Source organism: Microbispora sp. NPDC004025, assembly GCF_053604425.1.
Genome location: NZ_JBSGHN010000018.1, coordinates 30,471 through 51,432 on the forward strand (window position 1 = coordinate 30,471; position 20,962 = coordinate 51,432).

Here is a 20,962-nt window from a genome sequence, read left to right on the forward strand (position 1 = left end):
CCTCGAACTCAAGAACACCGTCAACACCATGGTCGACCAGCTGTCCTCCTTCGCCGACGAGGTCACCCGCGTCGCCCGCGAAGTCGGCACCGAGGGACGGCTGGGCGGCCAGGCGCAGGTCCCCGGCGTCGCCGGAACCTGGCGCGACCTCACCGACTCCGTCAACTTCATGGCCGGCAACCTCACCAGCCAGGTCCGCTCCATCGCCCAGGTGACCACCGCCGTCGCCAAGGGCGACCTCTCCCAGAAGATCACCGTCGACGCCCGCGGCGAGATCCTCGAACTCAAGAACACCGTCAACACCATGGTCGACCAGCTGTCCTCCTTCGCCGACGAGGTCACCCGCGTCGCCCGCGAAGTCGGCACCGAGGGCCAGCTCGGCGGACAGGCCGACGTCAAGGGCGTGTCGGGCACGTGGCGCGACCTCACCGACTCTGTCAACTTCATGGCCGGCAACCTCACCAGCCAGGTGCGCAACATCTCCCAGGTCGCCACGGCGGTCGCCAAGGGCGACCTGTCGCAGAAGATCACCGTCGAGGCCAAGGGCGAGGTCGCCGCGCTCGCCCAGACCATCAACACCATGGTCGACACGCTGAGCGCGTTCGCCGACGAGGTCACCCGCGTCGCCCGCGAGGTCGGCACCGAGGGACGACTGGGCGGCCAGGCCGACGTCAAGGGCGTGTCCGGCACCTGGAAGGCGCTGACCGAGTCGGTGAACGTCATGGCCGACAACCTCACCGACCAGGTGCGCAGCATCGCCGAGGTGACCACGGCCGTCGCCCGGGGCGACCTGTCGCAGAAGATCCGCGTCGACGCCCGGGGCGAGATCCTGGAGCTGAAGGAGACCATCAACACGATGGTCGACCAGCTGTCCTCCTTCGCCGACGAGGTCACCCGCGTCGCCCGCGAGGTCGGCACCGAGGGACGGCTGGGCGGCCAGGCGACCGTACGCGGAGTGTCGGGCACGTGGAAGGACCTGACCGACTCCGTCAACGTGATGGCGTCCAACCTCACCAGCCAGGTCCGCTCGATCGCCCAGGTCGCCACGGCGGTCGCCAAGGGCGACCTGTCGCAGAAGATCACCGTCGAGGCCAAGGGCGAGGTCGCCGCGCTCGCCCAGACCATCAACACCATGGTCGACACGCTGAGCGCGTTCGCCGACGAGGTCACCCGCGTCGCCCGCGAGGTCGGCACCGAGGGCCAGCTCGGCGGCCAGGCCCGGGTGCCCAACGTGGCGGGAACCTGGAAGGACCTCACCGACAACGTCAACTCGATGGCCGACAACCTGACCAACCAGGTGCGTTCGATCGCCCAGGTCACCACGGCCGTCGCGCGAGGCGACCTGACCAGGAAGATCGACGTCGTCGCCCGCGGCGAGATCCTGGAGCTGAAGACGACCATCAACACGATGGTCGACCAGCTGTCCTCGTTCGCCGCCGAGGTCACCCGCGTCGCCCGCGAGGTCGGCACCGAGGGACGGCTGGGCGGCCAGGCCGAGGTCGAGGGCGTGTCCGGCACCTGGAAGCGGCTGACCGAGAGCGTCAACGAGCTGGCCGGCAACCTCACCCGGCAGGTCCGCGCGATCGCCGAGGTGACCAGCGCGGTGACCTCCGGCGACCTGACCCGGTCCATCACCGTGGACGCCGAGGGCGAGCTGGCCGACCTCAAGGACAACGTCAACTCCATGGTGGAGTCCCTGCGCGAGTCGACCAGGGCCAACCAGGAGCAGGACTGGCTCAAGACCAACCTCGCCCGCGTCTCCGGGCTCATGCAGGGCCACCGCGACCTGTCGGCGGTCGCCGAGCTGGTCATGAACGAGCTGGCGCCGCTGGTCAACGCCCAGCACGGCACGTTCCTGCTGGCCGAGGAGGCCCCGGCGGGCGCGGAGCTGCGGGTCGTCGGCTGCTACGGCCACCGCGAGACCTCGCGCCGGTACGCCTTCGGCGACTCGCTGGTCGGCCAGGCCGCTCAGGCCAGGCGGACGATCCTGGTGGAGGACATCCCGCCGGGCTACCTGACGGTGTCGTCCAGCCTCGGGCAGGCCGGGCCCGTCAACCTCATCGTGCTGCCGATCGTGGTCGAGGACCAGGTGCTCGGCGTGATCGAGCTGGCCAGCCTCGGACGGTTCGCCAAGATCCACCGGGACTTCCTGGAGCAGCTCGTCGAGACGATCGGCGTCAACGTCAACACGATCGTGGCCAACGCCCGCACCGACGCGCTGCTGGTCGAGTCGCAGCGGCTCGCCACCGAGCTCCAGGTGCGGCAGGAGGAGCTGCAGCGCTCGAACGCCGAGCTGGAGGAGAAGGCGGAACTGCTGGCCCAGCAGAACCGCGACATCGAGACGAAGAACAGCGAGATCGAGCAGGCCCGTCAGGAGCTGGAGGACCGGGCCCAGCAGCTCGCCCTGGCGTCCAAGTACAAGAGCGAGTTCCTCGCCAACATGAGCCACGAGCTGCGCACCCCGCTCAACTCGCTGCTCATCCTGGCGCAGTTGCTCGCCCAGAACCCCACCCGCAACCTGACGCCCAAGCAGGTGGAGTACGCCAACGTCATCCACTCGGCCGGCACCGACCTGCTCCAGCTCATCAACGACATCCTCGACCTGTCCAAGATCGAGGCCGGCAAGATGGACATCACGCCGGAGCCGGTCAGCCTGCGTCAGCTGCTCGACTACGTGGACGCCAACTTCCGCCCGCTCACCACGCAGAAGGGCCTGCGGTTCGAGGTGACGGTGGCCTCCGACGTGCCGGCCGAGCTGCTGACCGACGAGCAGCGGCTGCGGCAGGTGCTGCGCAACCTGCTGTCGAACGCGGTCAAGTTCACCGAGGCGGGCTCGGTGGAGCTGCGCATCGAACGGGCGGCCGGTGTGGCCCTGCCGGACGCCGGCGACCAGGAGATCCTGGCCATCCACGTGGCGGACACCGGCATCGGCATCGCCGCCGAGAACCTCTCGCAGATCTTCGACGCCTTCCAGCAGGCCGACGGCACCACCAGCCGCAAGTACGGCGGCACCGGCCTCGGTCTGTCGATCAGCCGGGAGATCGCGACCCTGCTCGGCGGCGAGATCCGCGCGGCCAGCACGCTGGGCGAGGGCAGCACGTTCACGCTCTACCTCCCGCTGGCCCGCGTCGACGACGCCGAGAGGGGCGAACCGGAGGCGCGGGAGGCGCGGCCGCGGCTGACCGCCCCGCAGCCGGCGCCCGCGGCGGCGCGGACCTCGGGTGGCAGGGTTCAGGACGACGGCAGGGATTACGGCAGGGACGACGGCAGCGCGCGGCGCCGCCTGCTGGTCGTCGAGGCCAGGCCCGGCGGCCTGCTGTCCATGCTGGCCCAGAGCGTCGCGGCCGACCTGCACGACACCCACGGCCCGGTCCAGGTGTCGACCGCGAGCGACGCCCAGTCCGCGCTGTCGACGCTGTGGCAGGAGAGCGTCCATTGCGTGGTGCTCGACCTCGGCATGCCGCAGGACGCCGCGGCCGACTTCCTCAAGGGCCTCGACTCCGATCCGGCGCTGCGCGCCCTCCCGGTCCTCGCGCACCACTCGCGCAAGCTGTCGCGCCCGCAGGAGGACCTGCTGCAGGTGCGCTCCCGCAACCAGCCGCTGGAGCTCCTGCCCAGCCTCGACGAGCTGCGTGAGCGGATCACGCTGCACCTGTCCGCCGACGAGCCCGGCGACGTCCTGCCGCTCGTGCAGCCGGCGTCGGAGGAGGGGGCGCAGGAGCTCGGGAAGCTCGACAGCGCGCTCGTGGGCCGCAAGGTGCTGGTCGTGGACGACGACGTGCGCAACGTCTTCGCGCTCACCACGATCCTCGAACTGCACGGCATGCAGGTGCTGTACGCGGAGAACGGCCGCAAGGGCATCGAGGTGCTGATGCGCAACGACGACGTCGACCTGGTGCTGATGGACATCATGATGCCGGAGATGGACGGTTACGCCGCCACCACCGCCATCCGGTCCATGCCGCGCTTCGCCCAGCTCCCGATCATCGCGGTCACCGCCAAGGCCATGCACGGCGACCGGGAGAAGACCCTGACGTCCGGCGCCAGCGACTACGTCACCAAGCCGGTGGACGCCGAGGAGCTCATCGTCTGCATGCAGCGCTGGCTGGACCTGCCCGGCAACGGCGACAGGTAGGCCCGGCCCATCAGGGCTGCGGGGTCGCCGCGGGGACGGAGCGGCGGCCCCGGACCCGCGCCGCCCGGTGCAGGTCCTCGAGCACCGCCCGGGCGGCCCGCCGTCCGGAGACCAGCGCCCCCTGGTGGGAGCCGGTGTCCCGGTGGTCGCCGCACACGTAGCGCCGGGCGCCGAGTCCCACCGCTTCCAAGCGGACAGGGCGGCGCAGCGGCATCGGGGGCGGCATCGCGGGCAGGGCCGCCTCGATCGCGTACGTCGCGATGTGCTCCCACGACGAGGTGTCGCCGTAGATCTCGGTGAGCCTGGCCCGCACCCGGGGCTCGTCCCGGTCACCGTGGACGCCGAGGACCGAGGTGGAGATCAGGGCCCGGCCGTCGGCGGAGTATTCGGGCGCCGCGTCGGTGATCACGATCGTGTCGGTGATCGCTCCCTTCGTGTCCACGATCAGCGTGGGCTCGCCGAGGGGCGAGGCCGGGGCGGCGTGGTAGAAGGTCGTGACCGGCCGCATCGCGGGCACCGGCAGGCCGGGCACCAGCCGCCCGGCCGTGGGCGGATCCACCGCCACCACCACGGCCGCGCCCGGGACCTCGCCCCCGCCGGCGAGGGCCACGCCGCCGGGGGTCAGCGCGCGCACCGGCGTCTCCAGCGAGATCGTGCCCTCCGGCAGGCGGGCGGCGAGCTGCGCGGGAATCCGCTCCATGCCGAGGGCCGGCACGCCGATCCTGCCGCGGGAGAACGACCGCCACAGGAGGTGGAAGATCCGGCTGGAGGTCTCCAGCTCCCGTTCGAGCACGACTCCCGCGAGGAGGGGGCGGAACAGGTTCTCGACGATCTCGGGGGACGCGCCCCAGCGCCGCAACTCGGCCAGCGTGGTGCGCTCCGCCCGGCCGCGCCGCCGTACGAGGGAGCCGGGGAGCAGCAGGTCGCGAGCGGTCACCGCGGCGAGGACCGCTTTGTCCACCGGTGTGCCGACACGCGCGAGCAGGCCGCTGAGCGCGTGCCGGGGATGCCGCCACGGCAGCGCGACCCGCTCGCGCCGGCCGTTCCGGAAGATCATCGCTCCGTTGGTGAACCGTCGCAGGTCCAGCGCGCCGATGTCGAGGACCCGGGCGGCCTCGGGATAGCTGGTGTTGAAGATCTGGAAGCCCCGGTCGAGGCGGAAGCCGTCCACCAGGTCGCTGCGGACCCTGCCGCCCACGCCGTCGGACGCCTCCAGGACCCGGACCGTCACACCCGCTTCGTGCAGGTGCCAGGCGCAGGCCAGGCCCGCGAGTCCGGCGCCGACGACGATCACCTCGGCTGGCTGTGGCATCAGCGTTCCCCCCTTCCGGCCGCCGTACGGCTCCTTCAGGGACTTCGCACCGCGCCGTGGCCACGGATGCAGCGGCGCCGCGGCGGAGGCCGGAGAGCCGGAGTGAGAGATCAGACCTGTGATCGTTCACAGGTCGGCAGGACATGCGGGGACTGAAAGTTTCAGTGATCGTCGGAGCGGACGCCCCTCGCAGGTGAGCCGCCGGTACCCGGCCCTACCAGCCGGAGATCCGCTCAGCCGGACGCATCCGATGATTGCGTTCACATCGCTGAACCGGAGCTGATTGACCACACCGCCGGTTTCGCGTTGTTATGGCGCACTCAGGCACGCCGCATGACCCTGTATGACCCTGTATGACCCCCGGCGCACGCACCCGGCACATCCTGTCGCACCGTCCGCCCCGGCTCGGCCCGCCCCCGGAGGTATCGCCTCGGACAAGCCCGACCACGCGTCCCCGCGCCGCGCGTCGCGAGCGCGGTCACGGCTCCGCCGTCGGTCCCCATCGGCACCCCCTTGGAGTTTGGATGACCACACGACGAAGATCCGCTCTGCTCACCGCCGTGGCCTCGGCCGCCGCGCTCGCGGGAGCAGCGGTCCTGCCCGCCCTGCCGGCCTCGGCGGCGGCGGGCTGCCGGGTGGACTACCAGGTGAGCAACCAGTGGCAGGACGGCTTCGGCGCCGCCGTCGTGATCACCAACCTCGGCGACGCGGTGAACGGCTGGACCCTCACCTGGTCGTACGCCGCGGGCCAGACCGTGACGCAGGCGTGGAACGCCACGGTCACCCAGAGCGGCGCGCAGGTCAGCGCGAAGGACGCCGGTTACAACGCGGCCATCCCCACCGGCGGCACGGCGTCGTTCGGCTTCAACGCCTCGTGGAACAACTCGTCCAATCCCGTGCCCGCGAGCTTCGCGCTCAACGGCACCACGTGCACGGGCGGGGTCACGAGCAGTCCCAGCGCGTCCCCCAGCACCTCTCCCAGCGCGTCCCCCAGCGCCTCTCCCAGCGCCTCTCCCAGCGCGAGCCCGACACCGTCGCCGAGCCCGTCGCCCAGCCCGTCGGCGAGCCCCACGAGCATCCCGGCGGGCGCGCGGCAGATGGAGGACCTCGACCGTGGCCTGATCAGCGTGCGGTCGGGCAGCGGCAATCTGGTCTCCTGGCGGCTGCTCGGCACCGAGAGCATCGGCACGGGGTTCAACGTCTACCGGGGGTCCACGAAGCTCAACTCCTCACCGATCACCACCTCCACGAACTACTTCGACTCCGGGGCCGCCGCCGACGCCGCGTACACCGTGCGGGCCGTGGTGAACGGCGCCGAGCAGGCGGCGTCGCAGACGTCGCTGCGTTTGGCCAACGGCTACCTGGACGTGCCGATCCAGCCGCCGTCCGGCGGCACCACGCCCGACGGGGTGGCCTACACCTACAGCGCGAACGACGCGAGCGTGGGCGACCTGGACGGCGACGGGCAGTACGAGTTCGTGCTGAAGTGGGATCCGTCCAACGCCAAGGACAACTCCCAGTCGGGCTACACGGGCAACGTGTTCGTGGACGCGTACAAGCTCAACGGCTCCCGCATGTGGCGGATCGACCTCGGCCGCAACATCCGCGCGGGCGCGCACTACACGCAGTTCCAGGTGTACGACTACGACGGCGACGGCAGGGCCGAGGTGGCGATGAAGACCGCCGACGGCACCAGGGACGGCACCGGCGTCGTCATCGGCAGTTCCTCGGCCGACTACCGCAACTCCTCCGGCTACGTCCTGTCCGGTCCCGAGTATCTGACGATGTTCAACGGCCAGACCGGCAAGGCGATGTCCACCGTGAACTACGACCCGCCGCGCGGGACGGTCTCCTCCTGGGGTGACAACTACGGCAACCGCGTGGACCGCTTCCTCGCCGCCACCGCCTACCTCGACGGCGCCCGCCCGTCGCTGATCATGTCGCGCGGCTACTACACCCGTACGGTCATCGCGGCGTGGGACTTCCGCAACGGCTCGCTGAGCAAGCGGTGGACGTTCGACTCCAACTCCGCCGGCAGCCAGTACACCGGCCAGGGCAACCACAACCTGGCCGTCGCCGACGTCGACGCGGACGGCAAGGACGAGATCGTCTTCGGTGCGATGGCGATCAACGAGAACGGCTCGGCACTGTGGAACACCCGCAACGGCCACGGCGACGCGCTGCACGTCGGCGACCTCGACCCGTCGCGCGCGGGGCTGGAGGTGTTCAAGGTCGACGAGGACACCAGCAAGCCCGCGGCGTGGATGGCCGACGCCCGCACCGGCTCGATCATCTGGAGCAACGCCTCCTGCGGCTGCGACAACGGGCGCGGCGTATCAGACGACATCTGGGCCGGCAGTCCGGGCGCCGAGTCGTGGTCGTCCGCCGTCAGCGGCGTCTACAACACGAAGGGGCAGAACGTCGGGCGCAAGCCGGGCTCGGCGAACTTCCTCGCGTGGTGGGACGCCGACCCGGTCCGGGAACTGCTCGACGGCACCCACATCGACAAGTACGGCACCGGCTCCGACACGAGGCTGCTGACGGCGAGCGGGGTGCACTCCAACAACGGCACCAAGTCCACCCCCTCGCTGTCGGCCGACCTGTTCGGCGACTGGCGCGAGGAGGTCGTCTGGCCGACCAGTGACAACACCGCCCTGCGGATCTACAGCACGACCGCGACGGCGACCCGGCAGATCTACACGCTGATGCACGACCCGGTGTACCGGCTCGCGATCGCCTGGCAGAACACCGCCTACAACCAGCCGCCCCACACCGGCTTCTTCCTCGGGGACGGCATGGCCACCCCAGCCAGGCCGAACATCTATCTGAGGTGATCCCCCGGCGGCGGCCGCGGACGTACCTGGCGAGCGTCCGCGGCCGCCGCCGCCGCGCGCATCCCCGCCGAGGTCTTGACCCGGCCTCGGGCTGGATATGGTGCTTTTGTGCATGGGGATACCCCGGAGGTCTCCGCGCCGCGCCGCCGCGGTATGCGCTCTGTCGCGCAGATAGCGGGCGTCTCGCCGTCGACGGTGAGCAACGTCCTGAACAATCCCGAACTGGTCGCCGAGGAGACCCGCCGGCGCGTCCTGTCGGCGATGGAGCAGGTCGGGTACGTGCCCAACAACGTGGCCAGACGGCTGCGCGGGGTGCCGAGCCCGCTGGTCGGCGCGGTGGTGCTCGACCTGGCCAACGCGTTCTTCACGGAGGTGTGCCGGGGTGTGGAGGACCGGCTGCTGCAGGACGGGTGCATGCTGATGACCTGCAGCACCGACGTGCAGCCGGGCCGTGAGCAGCATTACCTGGGGGAGCTGGAGAAGCAGGGGGTGCGCGGCGTGCTGATCACGCCGGTCGCGACCGGCCTGGAACCGCTGGTCGCCCTGGCCGAGCGCGGCGTCCCGGTGGTGCTGCTGGATCACCTGGGCGACGGTCGGCTGTGCTCGGTGTCGGTCGACAACGTGTCGGGCGGTGAGCAGGCCGCCGCCCACCTGATCTCCCTGGGGCACCGGCGGGTCGTCATGCTCACCGGCTCGGTGGAGGTCCAGCAGAGCACCGACCGGCACACGGGGGTGCGCAAGGCGTTCCGGGAGGCGGGGCTGGATCCCGACCGCGCGGTGCTGGAGGTGCGGATACCTCCGCCGGACGTCGCCGCGACCGCCGAGGCCGCGCTGGACCACATCCTGCGGCTGCCCGAACGGCCGACCGCGATCGTCTGCGTCAACGACCTCGCGGCGCTGGGGGTGATCGGCGGCCTGCGGGACCGGGGGATCGACGTCCCCCGGCAGATGTCGGTGGTGGGGTACGACGACGTGGTGTTCGCCTCGCAGCTCGCTCCGCCGCTCACCACCGTGTGGCAGCCCAAACGGGAGCTGGGGCGGACCGCCGCCGCGATGCTGCTGGACGAGTCTCGCCCGGGCCACCGGCACCAGAACCTGGTCTACCGGCCGCGGCTGGTCGTCCGCGCGTCCACGGCGCCCGCCGGCCGGTGACCGGCGTCGCCGCTCTCCGATTCCGAAAGTTTCAGAGCGCGGGACGCGCTCCGCTGAGGGCCCTCCCTCTGCTGACCTGAAACGAAACAATTTCGCCTTGCCGTCACTCCCACCGGGAGTCAGGGGATGTTTGACGCCTCTACGTCCGTGTTTCTAGCGTCTCGTGGCGACCACCATCGACCAAACCCCCCACCAGATTGGACGATCGATGAAACGTCTAATCCCACCCCCCGCCCGGTTGGCCGCGGCCGCCGCGACCGTCTGCGTGGCGATCACCGGCGCGGTCGCCGCGCAGACTCCCGCCTCCGCCGCGGTGGCCTGCCGAGTCAGCTACGAGATCACCAACCAGTGGCAGGGCGGCTTCGGCGCCAGCGTGACGATCGACAACCTGGGTGACGCCGTCAACGGCTGGCGGCTGACCTGGGCCTTCGGCGCCGGTCAGCGGATCGACCAGCTGTGGAACGGCGCCGTCAGTCAAAGCGGCGCGAACGTCACCGTCGCGGACGCCGGCTACAACGCCGCCATCCCCTCGGGAGGCAGCGCCGCCTTCGGGTTCAACGGCTCCTGGAACGGCTCCAACCCGGTCCCCGCGTCCTTCTCCCTCAACGGGACGGTGTGCGACGGCACCACCCACTCCTCGCCCTCGCCCAGCCCGAGCCGGCCGGCGAGCCCGAGTCCGTCGGCCAGCACCTCGCCCAGCCCTTCGGCGAGCCCGAGCAGCAGCCCTTCCCCCGTGCCCGGCGGGGCCAAGCAGGCCGAAGACCTCAACCGGGGTTTGATCAGCGTGCGGTCCGGCAGCGGCAACCTGGTGTCCTGGCGGCTGCTCGGCACCGAGTCCCGCGACACCTCCTTCAACGTCTACCGGGGCGGCACCCGCATCGCCACCGTCACCAACTCCACCAACTACCTGGACTCCGGCGCGGCGGGCGACGCCTCCTACACGGTGCGCCCGGTCAACGGCGGCACCGAGGGAGCTGCCTCGGAGACTTCGCTGGGCTTCGCCAACGGCTACCTGGACGTGCCGATCAGCCCGCCGGGAAGCTCCTACAGCGCCAACGACGCGTCCGTCGGCGACCTGGACGGCGACGGCCGGCTGGACCTTGTGCTGAAGTGGGACCCGTCCAACGCCAAGGACAACTCTCAGGCCGGGGTCACCGACCCGGTGTACGTCGACGGGATCCGGCTGGACGGCACCCGGTTGTGGCGGATCAACCTGGGCCGCAACATCCGCGCCGGCGCGCACTACACGCAGTTCCAGGTGTACGACTACGACGGCGACGGCAGGGCCGAGGTGGCGATGAAGACCGCCGACGGCACCGTCGACGGCGCCGGCAAGGTCATCGGCATCGCCTCCGCCGACTACCGCAACTCCGACGGCTACGTCCTGTCCGGCCCGGAGTATCTGACGATGTTCAACGGTCAGACCGGCGCCGCGATGTCCACGGTCAACTACGACCCGCCGCGCGGGACGGTCTCCTCCTGGGGTGACAACTACGGCAACCGGGTCGACCGCTTCCTCGCCGCCACCGCCTATCTCGACGGCGTCCGCCCGTCGCTGATCATGTCGCGCGGCTACTACACCCGTACGGTCATCGCGGCGTGGGACTTCCGCAACGGCTCGCTGACCAAGCGGTGGACGTTCGACTCCAACTCCAACACCGCCTACGCCGGCCAGGGCAACCACAACCTGTCGATCGCCGACGTCGACGCCGACGGCAAGGACGAGATCGTCTTCGGTTCCATGGCGGTCAATGACAACGGATCGCCGCTGTGGAACACCCGCAACGGCCACGGCGACGCCATGCACGTCGGCGACCTCGATCCCTCCCGGTCCGGACTGGAGGTGTTCAAGGTCGACGAGGACTCCTCCAAGCCCGGCTCCTGGTTCGCCGACGCCCGCACCGGCCAGGTGCTGTGGTCCACCGCCTCCGGCGGCGACAACGGCCGCGGCGTGTCGGCCGACATCTGGGCCGGCAGCCCCGGCGCCGAGTCCTGGTCGGCCCGGGACGGCTCCCTGCGCAGCCCCGGCGGCGCCACCCTGGGCCGCAAGCCGTCCTCCATGAACTTCCTCGCCTGGTGGGACGCCGACCCGGTCCGCGAACTGCTCGACGGCACCCACATCGACAAGTACGGCACCGGCGGCGACACACGGCTGCTGACCGCCAGTGGCGTCCACTCCAACAACGGCACCAAGTCCACCCCGTCCCTGTCGGGGGACATCCTCGGCGACTGGCGCGAAGAGGTCGTCTGGCCCACCACCGACAACCGGGCTCTGCGGATCTACTCCACCCCCACAGTCACCACCACCAAGATCCACACCCTGCTGCACGACCCGCAGTACCGGGCCGCCCTGGCCTGGCAGAACACCGCCTACAACCAGCCGCCCCACCCGAGTTTCTTCATTGGCAACGGCATGGCCACCCCGGCCCAGCCCAAGGTCTACCTGCGCTGATCCGTCTGTCCCCGTGATCAGCGGCGGCGGCCGTGGACCTGTCCGCGAGGTCCGCGGCCGCCGCGCCGAGCACCCCCGAAGTATCGGCCCCCAATCTCAGCCCGGGACCTCAGCCCGGGGCCTCCGTGAGGCACAGACCGAGCTGGGCGTACAGCTCCAGCTGGTCGAAGTACTCCCGGTGGGTCTTGATCTTGCCGTCCTCCACGAAGGACGCGCAGGTGCCGCGGAAGGTGACCGGGCGACCGGTCCCCTCCAGTTCGCGCCCGTTCGGCAGCAGGACAGGCCCGAGGTGCGTGCCCGTGGCCGTCCACTCCACCATCAAGGGCGCCTCGCAGCTGACGGCCTCGTACCACACGATCAGCTGGAAGTCGGGAAAGCTCTTGAAGACCTGCTCGTACATCCACGCGATCTGCTCATGTCCCTCCGCCACGCCGAAGGGCGAGACGAGGACGGCGTCCGGACTGAAGGTCTCGAGCACGCCCTCCAGGTCGTGTTCGTTGAGCGCGTCGGCGAGCCGGCGTTTCACAGCCCATGAATCGGACATGACGACAGTCCTTCGACGGTCGGTATGTAACGCAGGGCAACAACCTTAGCCAGTGGCCGGTCAGGCCCTGCCCACGATTACGTCGTCGGAGCACCACGAGCGGGTTCCGGTTTTACACGGTCAGGCGGTTTCCTCACGGAGGTTCCGGTGGCGGCCGTGGACCTGCCCGCGGAGTCCGCGGCCGCCGCGTGACCTGCGCCTTTGTGGGTAGGCCAGTCACTGCGGAGGGCCCGAGGGGGTGGCAGGATGCGATCGTCGATCAGTCTCGGCCGCGTGGGCGGGGTCCCGGTCGGGCTCAATATCAGCGTCCTCGTGATCGTCGTGATCCTGGTGGTCGGGCTGGCCTTCGGCCGCTTCCCCATCGCCTTCCCCGGCCTGCCGGTCGCGGCGTACGTGCTGGCCGCGCTGGTGTCGGCGCTGCTCTTCCTGGCCTCGTTGCTCGCGCACGAGCTGGCCCACGCGTTCGTGGCCAGGCGGCACGGCGTCGAGGTGTCGGGGATCACGCTCTGGCTGCTCGGCGGGGTCGCCGAACTGCGCGGGGAGCCCCGGTCCCCCGGCGCCGACCTCAAGATCGCCGGAGTGGGGCCGCTGACCAGCGTCGTGCTCGCCGGTGTCTTCGCCCTCCTGTCCTGGGCGGTGTCCGCCGTCGGGGCACCACCGCTGGTCAGCGGGATGTTCGGCTACCTGGCCGCGGTGAACGTGCTGCTGGCCGTGTTCAACCTGGTGCCCGCCGCGCCGCTGGACGGCGGCCGGGTGCTGCGCGCCTTCCTGTGGGCCCGCTGGGGCGACCGCATGCGGGCCGCCATCGCCGCCGCCCGGGCCGGCCGCGTCTTCGGGTACGCGCTGATCGCGCTGGGCTTCCTCAACCTCGTCTCCGGGCTCGGCCTCCAGGGCTTCTGGCTGGCCCTGATCGGGTTGTTCCTGGTGAACGCGGCGACCGCGGAGGAGCAGCAGACGCAGATCGACGCGGCCCTCCACGGGATCACGGTGGGCGAGGTCATGTCGCGCGACCCCGTCGTCGCCCATCCGGACGAGACGGTGGCCGGCCTGGTCGACCGGCTCGTGCTTCGCCACCACCTGTCCACCTATCCGCTGGTGGACGACGCGGGCCGGTTCACGGGGCTGGTGACGCTGGGGCGCGTCCGGCGCGTGCCACCGGACGACCGGGCGACCACCAGGCTGCGGGACATCGCCTGCCCACCGGCGGACGTGCCCGCCGCGCACCCCGGCGACCAGCTCACCGAGTTGCTGCAGCGGATGAGCGGCAGCACGGACGGCCGGGCCGTGGTGCTCGGCGACGACGGCCGCCTCGTCGGCCTGGTCACCCCGACCGACATCAGCCGGACCATCCAGACGGTGGATCTGCGGGCACGCGAGCCGTACCGGACGCCGCGCGGCGCCGACCTCGCCCCGCCGTCTCCCGGAGGCCCCGCTCCCCGAGGCCCCGCCCCCAGAGGTCCCGCTCCCGGAAGCCCCGCCCCCGGTGGCGCGCCCCCGCCGGCCGGCCGCCGCGACGCCGCCTGAACGCCCGCGGGGTCAGTCGTCGGCGGGTTCCTCGACGTCGTCGGGCGAGTCGGCGCCCGCGACGTGCCAGTCTCCGGACCCTCCTCCGGGCTCGGCCCCGGGCTCGGCGTCGGGTGACTGCGCCAGCGGGGGCAGCCGCTCCGGGATCAGGTCTTCCGGCCTCGCGTTGTCGTTCGGCATGGCGTCCTCCTCGGGCCGCGCCCATCCAAGTCGGCCTACCCCCCGGTGACGCGGGCATTCGGTCATGTCGCGGGGAGGGCCGCGGTAGCCGAAAACAAACCCGCGAGCCGTGTTGAAAGGGAGACCAGGGGTAGGCGAACCGTGCGGCCGGACCGGACAAAGCGGTCGTAACTGATAGAGGCAGGCTCTCAAGGAGGTGGGGGTATGACGATCGTCGACGACACGGCGGTCGAGCGACGGCGGCTGCGATTCGAACGGGACGCGCTGCCATACATCGACCAGATCTACGCCGGCGCCCTACGGCTCGCCCGCAACCCCACCGACGCCGAAGACCTGGTGCAGGACGTGTTCATGCGGGCCTTCAGCAACTTCCACCAGTTCCGCGAGGGCACGAACCTGCGGGCCTGGCTGTACCGCATCCTGACCAACACCTACATCAACACCTACCGCAGGCAGCAGCGGCAGCCGCAGCGGGCCGCGACCGAGGACGTGGAGGACTGGCAGCTCGCCGAGGCGGCCTCGCACACCTCGACGGGGCTCAAGTCCGCCGAGGTGGAGGCCCTGGACGGGCTGCCCGACTCCCGGGTGAAGCAGGCGCTGCAGGAGCTGCCCGAGGACTTCCGGATGGCGGTCTACCTCGCCGACGTGGAGGGATTCGCCTACAAGGAGATCGCGCAGATCATGGGCGTGCCCATCGGCACGGTCATGTCGAGGCTGCACCGGGGACGCCGGCAGCTGCGGGCCAAGCTGGAGGACTACGCCGCCGAGCTCGGCCTGCTCCGGTCGGCGAGCACGACGGCGAGCACGGCGGCGCGGGACGGCGGGACGATCTGAAGGGATTCAGGCGTCCTCGCGCTCGGGGTTCTCCAGCCGGAAGAAATTGCTCGGGCTGCCGTCCCTGCGGTGCTCCTGGTAGATGAAGTTGAGCTTGCGTTCCTCGAACGTCGTGAACCACTCGTCCCAGGAGATCTCCTTCAGGTCGTCGCCGCCGTAGCCCGGGAAGTCGAAGCGGAGGACCCCCGGACGGCCCTCGTGCTCGGTGCCGGGGACGGTGGCGGGTTTGGCGCCCCGCTCCTCGGCCCACCCCTTGATGACGTCGTGGTCGGTCGTGATCAGGCTGCGGCCCGGGCGTTCCTCGTGCTCGTCCGGGGTGCCGATCTCCTGCTCGTACTTGTGCTCGCCGGTGACCGGGTGGTGCTGCTCGGACATGTCGACACCTCCCCTCGTCCTCCCTACCCCCCGCCACCCGCCTTACCCTGCGGCCTTACCGTGCGGCCTTTGTCGGCAGACGCACCCAGGCGGGGGACTCCTCTCCCGGCGCGTACGCCGAGTCGAGGCGCTTGCCCACCACGCCGGGCAGGCCCTGCTCGTCCGCCGCCCGCCGTACGGCGTGGACCTCTCCGGGCCACGACGGCGCCGTCTGCCAGCGCGGCCCGTTCACCTCGAGGGTCTCCAGGCCCGCGCGGCGGCGTCCGAACGGCTCGTCCAGCAGCGACCGGCCGTCGTCGTAGAGCAGGTCGTAGGCGACGTAGACGGGGGTGCCCGCGAACGTGACGACCTCGCCGTCGAGGACGGCGGCCCTGCTGCCGAACGACTCGGCCATCGGGCGCAGCCAGCGGTGCTCCCCCGTGACGTCCGCGCCGCGCGCGTCGCGCAGGGTGAGCCTGCCGCCCTCCACGTACGCGAGCGCCCGCGCGCCGCCCCACCAGAACTCCCAGGCGTACGCCCCGGGATCGCGCGGCGCGCGGGCCCGTGCCACCGGCGTCATCGGTGCGAGCGGGGCGGGCGGGGGCTGCCACCGCCCGCTGGGCGGGTCCATCCGGTGGATCATCCAGTTGCGGCCGCGGGTCCGGAACAGCACGTAGCGGCCCGCGACCCGGGAGCCGCTCAGCACGATCTTGACCTCGCGGTCGCTCCACTTCTCGGTCGCGTAGTGCCCGCGGTCCCAGATGGTCATCGTGCCGCCGCCGTACTCGCCCTTGGGGATCTCGCCCTCGAACCGGGCGTACTCCATGGGGTGGTCCTCGGTGTGGACGGCGAGGTGGTTGGTCGCGGGGTCGGGTGGCAGGCCCTTGGGGATCGCCCAGGAGACCAGCACTCCGCCCCGCTCCAGGCGCAGGTCCCAGTGCAGGGACCGGGCATGGTGCTCCTGGATGACGAACGTGTCGTCCTCGCCCCGCGGGAGCGGCCCTTCGGCGGGGATCGGCTCGCTGGTGCGCGTCACGTCGCGCTTGGCCCGGTAGGTCTCGAGTTTGTCCGCCATCCCATTCGTCCTACCCAGCGCACTGCGGACTGTGAGTGACAAGCGTGTCACCTTGTAGCGACATGTCCGGTTAAGGACTTCGTGACCACCCGGTAACTACGCCTCACTATCGTCATCCACCATGAGTTCAGCGATCAGGTTGACCGCGGGCGCCGGCGTCGTGGCCCTCGGTCTCCTCCTGTCCGGCACGCCCGCCACAGCGGCCCCGAGCCACCCGGTCACGATCACCATCATGGCCAGCTCCGACATCCACGGAAACGCGCTCAACTGGGACTACTACAAGAACGCGGAGTACGACGACAGCGCGCACAACGACGTGGGCCTGGCGAAGATCTCGACGATGGTGTCGCGGATCCGGGCCGACCGCGGCGCCGGCCACACCCTGCTGTTCGACTCCGGTGACACCCTCCAGGGCACGCCGCTAGACTACTACTACGCGAAGATCGAGCCGATCACCTCGACCGGCGAGATCCACCCCATGGCGAAGGCCATGAACGCCATCGGGTACGACGCGGTGACGCTCGGCAACCACGAGTTCAACTACGGCCTGCCGCTGCTGGGCGCGTGGGTCAAGCAGATGAAGGCGCCGGTCCTCGGCGCGAACGCCGTCTCGGCCAAGACCGGCCTGCCGGCCTACCAGCCGTTCGTCCTCAAGACGATGAAGGTGAAGGGCGAAAAGCCGATCAAGGTGGGTGTCCTCGGCCTCACCAATCCCGGTGTCGCGATCTGGGACAAGGCGAACGTCGACGGCAAGCTGAAGTTCCTCGACCTCGTCGAGACCGCCAAGAAGTGGGTGCCGGTCATCCGCGGACTCGGCGCCGACGTGGTCCTGGTCACCGCCCACGCGGGAGACAACGGCCTGTCGTCGTACGGCTCGGACCTGCCGGTGGAGAACGCCGCCGCCATGGTCGCCGAGCAGGTGCCCGGCATCGACGCCGTCCTGTTCGGCCACGCTCACAACGACGTGCCGCAGCGCTTCGTCACCAACAAGGTCACCGGGCAGCAGGTGCTGCTGACCGAGCCGAGCAGGTGGGGCCAGCGCCTCAGCGTCGTCGACTTCACGCTCGACAAGCAGCGCGGCAAGTGGGCGGTCACCGGCAAGTCGTCCACCACGCTCAACACCAACACCGTGGCCGACGACCCGAAGATCGTCGCACTCATGAAGACGCAGCACGACAAGACCGTCGGCTATGTCAACAAGGTCATCGCGCAGTCCACCCAGGAGCTGTCGGCGGCCGAGTCGCCGTACAAGGACACGCCGATCCTCGACTACATCCAGAAGGTCCAGACCGACCTGGTGAGCAAGGCCATCGCCGGCACCGCCGACGCCTCGCTGCCGGTGCTGTCGATCGCCGCGCCGTTCAGCCGCACCGCCGTCTTCCCGGCCGGGCCGGTGAGCGTCCGCGACATGGCCGGACTGTACGTCTACGACAACACGCTGCTCGGCATCAAGCTGACCGGCGCCCAGATCAAGGACTTCCTGGAGTATTCGGCGAAGTACTTCGCCCAGGTCGCCCCGGGCGCGCCGATCGACCTCGCGACGCTCACCAACGCCGGCGGCACACCCGACTACAACTACGACCAGCTCTCCGGTGTCACGTACGACATCGACATCTCCAAGCCGGTCGGCCAGCGCATCTCCGGCCTGTCCTACCAGGGCACGCCGGTCACCCCCGACCAGCAGTTCGTCGTCGCCATCAACAACTACCGCCAGTCGGGCGGCGGCGGCTTCCCGCACGTCTCGACCGCTCCCGTGGTCTACAACGCCCAGGTGGAGATCCGCCAGGCGCTGATCGAGTACGCCACCGCGACCGGCACGATCGACCCGGCGACGTTCGCCGAGCCGAACTGGAAGCTCGTCCGCGACGGGACCCCCGTCTTCGACTGACCGGTGGGGGGTGGTCCGCGTCCCGGGCTACCCCCTTGTCCGTTGAGCGGTCGTACTCACCCCGATCCGGGTCATCGCACTCATGCCCGCGCCCCGATCCGGCGGCGACACTGACGTGTCACGACGCCGACGGAAAGGATGACCGTGAGCAGAAGCGGGATCGTCTTTCTCACGATCGTCACCACGATCGCGGGGATCGTCCTCGTCTACGTGGTGGACGTGCCACTGCCGGTGGTCGTCTCGCTGGGCTTCGGGGCGCTGTGCCTGCTCTGGCTGATCGTGCTCCTGACGGTGCCGTGGAACCTGTACTTCCAGGCCCACTCCCTGATCCACGAGATACACGTCAGCCGCGAGCGCGGCGTCGCGGTCTCGCCGGAACGCGAGGCGGAGGCCCGCCGCATCGCGGTGCGCATGCGCCGGGCCGCCGTCGCCGCCCACCTGGTGTCGGCCGCCCTGCTCGCACTGATCACCTACTTCTCCGGCGAGACCGTCGGCTACTACTTCGCCGTCTTCTACCTGCTCGGCACGGTCTTCCGGCCGGCCGGAGCCTGGTTCTCCCACCTGCGCAGCCGGATGACCACGATGCTGGAAGAGGTCCGTTATCCCCGCGAGGACGTCGTCACGCTGGCCGCACGCGTCGAAGCGCTGGAGACGCGGGCCGAGGAGTCCGAGGCCCGGACCACCGAGCTGGCCGAGTGCCTCGACTCCCTCACGGCGGAGACGCGCGCCGGGTTCCAGACGGCCACGGCCCGGGGGGACGCTCTCGACCGCCGGCTCGACGCCATGGGCAGGACGTTCGAGGACTCCCTCAGCCGCCTCACCGACAACCAGGAGGTCCTGTCGGGCATCAAGGCGTTCCTCCGCCTGATCAGATCCGAGACGGCGTAGTTCGCGAGATTTCGCGCGGCCCCTGTAATCGGGGACCTCGAACCGGGACTACTGGGTATGGACGACCCCGAAGAACGCTTCACCGAGCTGTACGACCGGCATTACCGGAACGTGCTCGGCTACGCGCTGCTCCGCGCCGAACGGCAGTCGGCCGAGGACATCGCGAGCGAGACGTTCCTGATCGCTTGGCGCCGGCTCGCGCAGGTGCCGGAGCACCCTCTGCCGTGGCTCCTCGCCGTCGCCCGCAACCTGCTGCGCAAGCAACGCCACCTGGACATGCGGCGGCTGCGGCTCACCGCTTCTGCCCCGGAGGGGGACGTGGCCGACCAGGTCAGCGAGCGGCAGACGGCGATCGACGCTCTCGCCCGGCTCTCCGGCGCCGACGCGGAGGCCCTGATCCTCGCGAGCTGGTACGGCCTCGGCCCGGCCGAGGCCGCGAAGGTCGTCGGATGCTCGGCGCGCACGTTCGCCGTCCGGCTCCACCGTGCCCGCCGGCGTCTGGCGGACATACTCAACGCCCCTCAGACGGTCCTTCAGGAGCAGCTGCGATGAACACCGACGAACTGATCCGTGCCCTGCGGCCCGACGACCTGCTCGACGACGCCTACCACCGCCGCCGCGAGGCCGACCTCGCGCGGATCCTCGCCGGCCCTCCCTCCCGCCGCCCCGCATCCGTACGGACCCGGCTGGTGCTCGCGGGCGCGGCGGCAGCGGTGTCCGCCGCACTGGCGGTCCCGGCCCTCATGCCCGGTGCCACGACGCCCGGCGGCGTGGGCGAACCGGCAGGCGGCGGCGTCGCGTCCGCCCCGGCGAACCGGGCGGTCGTGACGCTCGACGCGCGGTCGTTCCTCCTGGCGGGAGCCGACAACGCCGCCCGCGCGGACGTGGAGACGGGCCGGTATTGGTACAGCCGCGAGCGGCTCTACGAGCCGCAGCCGCCGGGCACGGTGCTCATCTCCTCCACCGAGAGCTGGTACGACGGCGAGACCGGCCGAGGACGGACCACGAGCGGCCTGGACGCCGAGGTCGTCACGGGCGGGGCCACCGCGAAGGCGACGCCCACGCCCCGCACGCGCGACTTCCGGATCACGCTGCTGACCGCCATCGGCGGCGAGAGCCTGTCCCAGGACGACTTCCGGCGGCTGCCCCGCGGGGTCGAAGGCCTGCGCCGCTGGCTGGAGGCCCATCGGCGGGGCGAGCCCTCAGCGGAGTTCACGTTCCGGATGGCGAGGTTGGTGCTGTCCGGCCCGACCACTCCGGCCACCCGGGCCGCGATGCTGCGGATCCTCGCCGACGAGCCGGGCCTGAGGCTGGAACGAGGGGTCACCGACCCGGTCGGCCGCTCCGGCGCCGCGGTGGTGTCCGCCGACGGCGCCATCCGGCTGATCATCGACGAGTCGGGCGCGCGCCTGCTGGCGGAGGAGTACAACGGCCCGGACAGGAAGGCTGAGCGGGTCGGGCGAAGCGTCCGCGTCGGTGCTCGCAGGGGCGAGAAGACCGTGTACGAATCCTCCGGCTGGGTCGAGAAGATCGGCGATCGGCCGTAGCCACGACGACGGGCCCGTGCCGTCCGACCGAGGGCGCGGGCCGCGTCACGCCCTTCGCCGCACGGTCCGGGGGCCGTGCGGCTCGTTCCGCCTGACGCGAGCCTCGGGACCGCCGCTCCCGCCATCCGCCGAGCCACGGACACGCGGTGTGGGCCGAGGACACAGGAGACAGAACCGGAAATTCCCGATTCTGTGGACGGTCCTGTCACTGCCCGATACCCTCTGCCGGGTCAAGATTGTCGG

Annotated in this window: 15 protein-coding genes; 10 read left to right on the plus strand and 5 right to left on the minus strand. The window is 70.8% G+C overall.

Annotated features, from left to right (window positions below):
- Positions 1-4,135 (plus strand): HAMP domain-containing protein (locus ACWEQG_RS33580; protein WP_452290973.1); only part of this gene is annotated, 4,135 nt, incomplete at its 5' end.
- 10 nt (positions 4,136-4,145) lie between these two features.
- On the opposite strand, the gene ACWEQG_RS33585 is transcribed toward ACWEQG_RS33580, so the two are convergent.
- Positions 4,146-5,447, minus strand: a complete 1,302-nt coding sequence (locus ACWEQG_RS33585; protein ID WP_452290975.1) for an NAD(P)/FAD-dependent oxidoreductase — start codon at positions 5,445-5,447, stop codon at positions 4,146-4,148.
- Between the two features lie 524 nt (positions 5,448-5,971).
- Between ACWEQG_RS33585 and ACWEQG_RS33590 the strand changes: the two genes are divergently transcribed.
- From ACWEQG_RS33590 to ACWEQG_RS33600, 3 genes are all read left to right on the plus strand, one after another.
- Complete coding sequence (locus ACWEQG_RS33590; RefSeq protein ID WP_452290976.1) at positions 5,972-8,281, plus strand: rhamnogalacturonan lyase family protein; 2,310 nt, start codon at positions 5,972-5,974, stop codon at positions 8,279-8,281.
- Between the two features lie 153 nt (positions 8,282-8,434).
- The gene (locus tag ACWEQG_RS33595; protein WP_452290978.1) at positions 8,435-9,433 is read left to right on the plus strand and encodes a LacI family DNA-binding transcriptional regulator; all 999 of its coding nucleotides are present in this window, start codon (positions 8,435-8,437) and stop codon (positions 9,431-9,433) included.
- A 208-nt stretch (positions 9,434-9,641) separates the two neighbouring features.
- On the plus strand, positions 9,642-11,885 hold the full coding sequence (locus tag ACWEQG_RS33600) for a rhamnogalacturonan lyase family protein (RefSeq protein ID WP_452290980.1): 2,244 nt from the start codon (positions 9,642-9,644) through the stop codon (positions 11,883-11,885).
- A gap of 109 nt (positions 11,886-11,994) precedes the next feature.
- Here ACWEQG_RS33600 and ACWEQG_RS33605 read toward each other — a convergent pair whose 3' ends face one another.
- Positions 11,995-12,429: an ester cyclase gene (locus ACWEQG_RS33605; protein ID WP_452290982.1), complete on the minus strand. Its 435-nt coding sequence runs from the start codon at positions 12,427-12,429 to the stop codon at positions 11,995-11,997.
- Positions 12,430-12,675: 246 nt separating this feature from the next.
- Here ACWEQG_RS33605 and ACWEQG_RS33610 point away from each other — a divergent pair, with 246 nt between their 5' ends.
- The gene (locus ACWEQG_RS33610; RefSeq protein WP_452290984.1) at positions 12,676-13,953 is read left to right on the plus strand and encodes a site-2 protease family protein; all 1,278 of its coding nucleotides are present in this window, start codon (positions 12,676-12,678) and stop codon (positions 13,951-13,953) included.
- Between the two features lie 12 nt (positions 13,954-13,965).
- Here ACWEQG_RS33610 and ACWEQG_RS33615 read toward each other — a convergent pair whose 3' ends face one another.
- Positions 13,966-14,133: a hypothetical protein gene (locus ACWEQG_RS33615; RefSeq protein WP_452290985.1), complete on the minus strand. Its 168-nt coding sequence runs from the start codon at positions 14,131-14,133 to the stop codon at positions 13,966-13,968.
- Between the two features lie 204 nt (positions 14,134-14,337).
- On the opposite strand from ACWEQG_RS33615, the gene ACWEQG_RS33620 reads away from it, so the two are divergent.
- Positions 14,338-14,967: a sigma-70 family RNA polymerase sigma factor gene (locus tag ACWEQG_RS33620; protein WP_452290987.1), complete on the plus strand. Its 630-nt coding sequence runs from the start codon at positions 14,338-14,340 to the stop codon at positions 14,965-14,967.
- A 6-nt stretch (positions 14,968-14,973) separates the two neighbouring features.
- Here ACWEQG_RS33620 and ACWEQG_RS33625 read toward each other — a convergent pair whose 3' ends face one another.
- A complete protein-coding gene (locus ACWEQG_RS33625; protein ID WP_452290989.1) occupies positions 14,974-15,342 on the minus strand; it encodes a hypothetical protein in 369 nt (122 codons plus the stop codon).
- 55 nt (positions 15,343-15,397) lie between these two features.
- Entirely contained in the window at positions 15,398-16,396 is a 999-nt protein-coding gene (locus ACWEQG_RS33630; protein WP_452290991.1) for a DNA polymerase ligase N-terminal domain-containing protein, read from the minus strand.
- A 121-nt stretch (positions 16,397-16,517) separates the two neighbouring features.
- Here ACWEQG_RS33630 and ACWEQG_RS33635 point away from each other — a divergent pair, with 121 nt between their 5' ends.
- The 4 genes from ACWEQG_RS33635 to ACWEQG_RS33650 all read left to right on the plus strand — a co-directional run bounded on the left by ACWEQG_RS33635 (position 16,518) and on the right by ACWEQG_RS33650 (position 20,719).
- Positions 16,518-18,284 (plus strand): bifunctional metallophosphatase/5'-nucleotidase, encoded by a 1,767-nt coding sequence (locus ACWEQG_RS33635; RefSeq protein WP_452290993.1) that lies wholly within the window; start codon positions 16,518-16,520, stop codon positions 18,282-18,284.
- A 144-nt stretch (positions 18,285-18,428) separates the two neighbouring features.
- A complete protein-coding gene (locus ACWEQG_RS33640; RefSeq protein ID WP_452290995.1) occupies positions 18,429-19,172 on the plus strand; it encodes a hypothetical protein in 744 nt (247 codons plus the stop codon).
- A 57-nt stretch (positions 19,173-19,229) separates the two neighbouring features.
- Entirely contained in the window at positions 19,230-19,724 is a 495-nt protein-coding gene (locus ACWEQG_RS33645) for an RNA polymerase sigma factor (RefSeq protein ID WP_363467880.1), read from the plus strand.
- Complete coding sequence (locus ACWEQG_RS33650; RefSeq protein WP_452290997.1) at positions 19,721-20,719, plus strand: CU044_5270 family protein; 999 nt, start codon at positions 19,721-19,723, stop codon at positions 20,717-20,719. Before ACWEQG_RS33645 ends, ACWEQG_RS33650 begins: the two co-directional genes overlap by 4 nt.
- The last annotated feature ends 243 nt before the right edge of the window (positions 20,720-20,962 follow it).

Bases quoted from the DNA above. Each gene is read 5' to 3' on its own strand.
- ACWEQG_RS33635 (WP_452290993.1), top strand. From the start codon at position 16,518: ATGAGTTCAGCGATCAGGTTGACCGCGGGCGCCGGCGTCGTGGCCCTC.
- ACWEQG_RS33610 (WP_452290984.1), top strand. From the start codon at position 12,676: ATGCGATCGTCGATCAGTCTCGGCCGCGTGGGCGGGGTCCCGGTCGGG.
- ACWEQG_RS33585 (WP_452290975.1), bottom strand. From the start codon at position 5,447: ATGCCACAGCCAGCCGAGGTGATCGTCGTCGGCGCCGGACTCGCGGGC.
- ACWEQG_RS33645 (WP_363467880.1), top strand. From the start codon at position 19,230: ATGGACGACCCCGAAGAACGCTTCACCGAGCTGTACGACCGGCATTAC.
- ACWEQG_RS33630 (WP_452290991.1), bottom strand. From the start codon at position 16,396: ATGGCGGACAAACTCGAGACCTACCGGGCCAAGCGCGACGTGACGCGC.
- ACWEQG_RS33625 (WP_452290989.1), bottom strand. From the start codon at position 15,342: ATGTCCGAGCAGCACCACCCGGTCACCGGCGAGCACAAGTACGAGCAG.
- ACWEQG_RS33590 (WP_452290976.1), top strand. From the start codon at position 5,972: ATGACCACACGACGAAGATCCGCTCTGCTCACCGCCGTGGCCTCGGCC.
- ACWEQG_RS33605 (WP_452290982.1), bottom strand. From the start codon at position 12,429: ATGTCCGATTCATGGGCTGTGAAACGCCGGCTCGCCGACGCGCTCAAC.
- ACWEQG_RS33595 (WP_452290978.1), top strand. From the start codon at position 8,435: ATGCGCTCTGTCGCGCAGATAGCGGGCGTCTCGCCGTCGACGGTGAGC.
- ACWEQG_RS33615 (WP_452290985.1), bottom strand. From the start codon at position 14,133: ATGCCGAACGACAACGCGAGGCCGGAAGACCTGATCCCGGAGCGGCTG.
- ACWEQG_RS33650 (WP_452290997.1), top strand. From the start codon at position 19,721: ATGAACACCGACGAACTGATCCGTGCCCTGCGGCCCGACGACCTGCTC.
- ACWEQG_RS33620 (WP_452290987.1), top strand. From the start codon at position 14,338: ATGACGATCGTCGACGACACGGCGGTCGAGCGACGGCGGCTGCGATTC.
- ACWEQG_RS33600 (WP_452290980.1), top strand. From the start codon at position 9,642: ATGAAACGTCTAATCCCACCCCCCGCCCGGTTGGCCGCGGCCGCCGCG.